General features: G+C 39.6%; 4 protein-coding genes and 1 pseudogene. 2 read left to right on the top strand and 3 right to left on the bottom strand.

What is annotated here, in order from left to right; all coding sequences use genetic code 11:
- From H5072_RS21180 to H5072_RS12215, 3 genes and pseudogenes are all read right to left on the bottom strand, one after another.
- Positions 1-127: pseudogene (locus H5072_RS21180) on the bottom strand (molecular chaperone DjlA); the annotation flags it as partial.
- Between the two features lie 31 nt (positions 128-158).
- Positions 159-815: an N-acetylmuramate alpha-1-phosphate uridylyltransferase MurU gene (murU, locus tag H5072_RS12220; RefSeq protein WP_039485522.1), complete on the bottom strand. Its 657-nt coding sequence runs from the start codon at positions 813-815 to the stop codon at positions 159-161.
- Complete coding sequence (locus H5072_RS12215) at positions 812-1813, bottom strand: aminoglycoside phosphotransferase family protein (RefSeq protein WP_182693672.1); 1002 nt, start codon at positions 1811-1813, stop codon at positions 812-814. The genes murU and H5072_RS12215 overlap by 4 nt, the downstream gene beginning before the upstream one ends.
- 100 nt (positions 1814-1913) lie before the next feature.
- On the opposite strand from H5072_RS12215, the gene lptD reads away from it, so the two are divergent.
- Complete coding sequence (lptD, locus tag H5072_RS12210) at positions 1914-4166, top strand: LPS assembly protein LptD (protein ID WP_039485527.1); 2253 nt, start codon at positions 1914-1916, stop codon at positions 4164-4166.
- A 30-nt stretch (positions 4167-4196) separates the two neighbouring features.
- A partial coding sequence (locus H5072_RS12205; protein WP_182693671.1) for a SurA N-terminal domain-containing protein occupies positions 4197-4655 on the top strand: 459 nt, incomplete at its 3' end.

Genomic DNA, 4655 nt, shown 5'->3' with positions numbered 1-4655 from the left:
CGCCTGCTTTATCAAAGTTATTTTTTAAGCTTTTATCAAATAAATGACCTAGGTATAAACCTAAAATAGCACCAAATATTTTGCCAAACATAAAGCCAAAACAAAAACCGAGAATTTTTCCCCACATCTATAATACTGCCTTCTTAAAAATTGAGTTGTTACGCCTCAAGGCGCGTGTTTAATTGGTTTAAACGCTCTGGTGTACCAATGTCATCCCATTGCCCTATATAGAGCTCAGTAGAGACTAAATGTTCATTTAGCTTTTCACGTAAAATAGGCCCTAAAGGGCGAATACCTTGCGTTAATCCTTTAAAAAAATCAGCCTGATACCGGCCAATCCCCGAAAAGGTATATTTTTGACTCTCGGCCGACAAATGGCTCAATGCAAAGTCGCCATCTGGGTTGTGTGGCGGGTTTTCTATAAGCACTATGTGCGCCTCACCGGGTTGTAAATGAAGTTGCATTAGCGCACTTACATCATAGTCGGTGTATACATCGCCATTTATTACAATGAACGAGTCGCCTAACAGCGGTAACGCTTCAATAATACCGCCGGCCGTTTCAAGGCCACCTTCAACTTCTTGGCTATAAAGTATATTTACGCCAAATTGACTGCCATCTTTAAAGTAGTCTTTTATTTTATCACCCTGCCACGCAAGGTTTATTACAATATCGGTGATGCCGGCTGCTTTAAGGTTATTTATATGGTGCTCAATAAGTGGTTTTTCTGCCACTTTTAACATTGGCTTTGGCATATTTTGCGTTAGCGGCATCATTCTTTGCCCGCGCCCTGCAGCTAAAATCATTGCTTTCATGAGCGCTCCTTTGCCAACTTTTCAGTCACTTTTGGCACTATGGTATTTTTTGTCCACTCACTCAATGCTTTAAGCTCTGGGTAATTTGCTGCCACTTCAATAATGTAATCAAGCGTCGGTAAAATATTATCTAAATAACCTGTTTTACCATCGCGTAAATACAATCGACAAAATATACCCGCAGCCTTTAAGTGGCGCTGTAATCCGGTTAAATCAAACCAATATTTAAACTCATCGAATGAAGTGTTAGTCAGTAAATTTTGAACTGTAAATTCTTGATAAGCAAAATCAAGCAAACTTGTTAACTCTTGCTCTGGCAATTTAAAGTAGCAATCGCGCAGTAGCGATACTAAGTCGTAGCAAAGCGGCCCGCGTACAGCATCTTGATAATCTATAATGGCCCACTGGCCGTTACTGTTCATAATGTTACGGCTATGGTAATCACGATGAACGGTAACCGTAGGTTGCTCAAGCATCGCCTTTATTAATAGCTCTGAACTTGTTTGCCACATTATTTTTTGTTCTGCACTGAGTGGCTCATTAATAAAGTCGCTTACTAACCACTGGCTAAATATATCAAGCTCTAGCTTTATAAAATCTTCGTTATACGCTTGCATAGCAGAAGCTGTGGGCGTTTTTGCCCACTGAGCACTTAAATTAATTAATGCTTGATAATGCTCGGTGCGGTTTGCATCATCAAGCATGTCAGCTAGGTGCGTACTGCCTAAATCACTGAGAATAAAAAAGCCCTGTTTCTCATCGCTTGCAATAATAGTGGGAAGTAAAAAACCTTGCTCAACAAACACTTGGTTTAGCAAAATGTAAGGTTCGTTATTCACTTTTTTTGGATCTGAGTCCATCACTATTAAATGTTTATTATCGTGATTTAAACGATAATAACGGCGAAAGCTAGCATCCCCCGTGATCGCGTTTAAAGTATGCGACTTGGCATTAAGGTGTGTGTTTATAAATTGTTGTAAATTCTCAAAGCGTGTCATTTTATTAGATATCTATTTTTATAGGTCAATTACTGTAATTGCCATTATTTTCCTTTATTATGTGTATATTATATTAAACACAAAGTATTAAGGTCGATAAATGAGCAAAACCTGGGGCATATTGATGCTAAGCGTAGTTAGCGCACCATCGCTTGCCGAAACTGAACTGGCACACAACCTTTGTGGCATTTCAATGCAAACCAGAGCTTGGCAACCACTTGAAGGCCTTAACCTTGGTGAAGTTGATATCCAAGCTGATGATGTTGAGCTACTTGGCACTCAAAGCGCTGAATTTACCGGCAATGTTGATATTAACACCCTTAAGATGAGTTTGTCCGCACAAACTGCGTTGATAGACAAACAGCGTGGTTTATTAAATGCAACGGGGCCAATTACTTATCAAGACTACGTAAGTAAAGTAAACAGCACCGGATTAAATGCCGATTTAAATAATTCAGAAGTCAGTTTGTTAGGCGCCGACTACAGCCTAACCGAACAACAAGGTAAAGGCGGCGCTGAAAAGCTCACTGTTAATCAGTCTGGCCTATTACTCATGAATGCAAGCTTTACTACTTGCCCAAGTGACACCCCAGCATGGGAAATTGAAGCTGACGAAATAAACCTTTCACGCGAAGAAGGCTGGGGCGAAACATATAACGCCGTATTGCGTATTTTAGATACACCAGTTCTATATTTACCTTATTTTACATTCCCGCTAGATGAACGCCGTAAATCGGGCCTACTTACCCCGACCATTTCAAGCTCTGACAAATACGGCCTTGAAACAATTACGCCGTATTATTTAAATATTGCACCTAATTTTGATGCCACAATTACGCCTCGTTATATGTCTAACAAAGGGCTGCAATTACAGACAGAGTTTAGATACCTAACAGAGCAACACGAAGGCTTAGTAGGGATTGAATACTTAGATAGTGATGATTCTGAGCCTGATTTGAATGAACGCTACATGTTTCATTGGCAACAGCAAAGCTACCTAGGTGAAAACTGGCGCGCAAACGTTGATGTAACCAATGTGAGCGATGATAACTACATCACCGACTTAACTTCAAACTACGCAAGTAAAACCGATACTCAATTGTATCGTACTGGTTCACTTACCCATTTAGGTGATACATGGCGAACCGATATTAAAGTGCAAAACTTTGAAGTACTCGGCGATCACTTAGAGTCATACACTGCAATACCACAAGTTAATTTTACGCAAACAGCGCCTTGGCGTTTTGATAATTTTGACTTTAGTGTGTCGGGCGAGATTAGCCATTTTACTAATGATTCATCAGAAGTGGCCATAGACAGCGCAACTCGTGTACACGTAGAGCCAAAAGCACGCTACAACTACGCTACGCATGCGTGGTCATTTTTATCTGAAGTAAGCTTATTACAAACTAATTATAAGCAAAGCGGAAACTTAACCGGCACGCAATACAGCGATACCGTATCGCGTACTATCCCAAAAGTACGTTTGTACTCTCAGCTTAATTTTGAGCGTGACGCATCTTACTTTTTTGAAGATGGTATACAAACACTAGAGCCACAAATTCAGTATTTATATACACCTAATAAAGATCAGTCAGACATTGGCTTGTTTGATACAACCAAACTGCAAGATGATTATTACGGTTTATTTAGAGACGTGCGCTTTTCGGGTGTTGACCGTATAGCAGCTGCTAATCAGTTTACTTTAGGTGCTACAACGCGCTTATTTGATAAAAAACAAGAAGAAGTGTTTAACTTTAGTGCGGGCCAAATATTTTATTTAAGTGACGATGCTAAGCCAACAGAGCAAGGCTTAAACTCAGACACTAATTATAATGCACTATTTGCAGCTCAAACCATGTTACATTGGCACCGCCGTTGGTACCTCGCTGGAGGTATTCAATATGATACAGATGGCAAGCAAATGGTACAGTCAAATGTAACGCTTGATTATAAAGGTGATAATAATCAGCTAGTACAATTGAACCATCGCTATGCAAATGATGTCTCAGGAAATACAATCGAGCAAGCAGGTGTATTTACAAGTATTCCTATTAGCGACGAATGGCAATTTATTGCGAGCTATCATCGAGATCTTGAAAACAACAGAAGTATCGAAGTATTGAGCGGATTACAGTATGAATCATGCTGTTGGGCTATCCAAATTACTGGCCATCGCCAAATTGAAACTGATTTAAATCAGTCAATAGGACAAGAACAAGCAACTTTTGATTCAGGTATTAGTTTGAATTTTGTATTAAAAGGACTTGGCAGTAAAAGCCGTTATGATGCACAAAAATTATTACAACAAGGTATTTTTGGCTATCGTAGACCGTATTTTCTTAGTAACTAGAGTACTATCAGCAAGAGTAGTAAAAAGAATATGAATTTAAAAAAATTATTAACATCAGCAGTTTTAAGTGCCAGCCTTTGTCAAAGTGTAATGGCTGCACCAGTAGAAATAGATAAAGTTATTGGCGTTGTAAACCAAGGCGTAATTTTAAAAAGCGAAGTAGACACCATAATTGATCGTGTTAAAAAGCAAGCACAAGAACAAGGCCAGCAATTACCAAAAGATGAAACACTTCGTGTACAAGCTGTAGAGCGTTTAGTTAATCAAGCGCTTATGATGCAAATGGCTGAGCGTATGGGGTTACAAATCTCAGACAGCCAACTCGATCAAACTCTCGCTAACATGGCAAAAGAGCAAGGCGGAACAATCGCCGACTTACGCCGCACTATCGAAGGTTCGGGCGAAAGCTTTCAAGCTTACCGTGAAGAAATTCGTAAAGAAATCACAACGCAGCAAGTAACACGTGCAAGCGTTGATCGTCGTATTTAT

Source organism: Pseudoalteromonas sp. SR45-5 (assembly GCF_014163565.1).
In the GTDB taxonomy this organism is placed as follows: Bacteria; Pseudomonadota; Gammaproteobacteria; order Enterobacterales; family Alteromonadaceae; genus Pseudoalteromonas; species Pseudoalteromonas distincta.
Note: the sequence above shows the minus strand (reverse complement) of the source record. Positions and strands in the feature narration are given on the sequence as shown.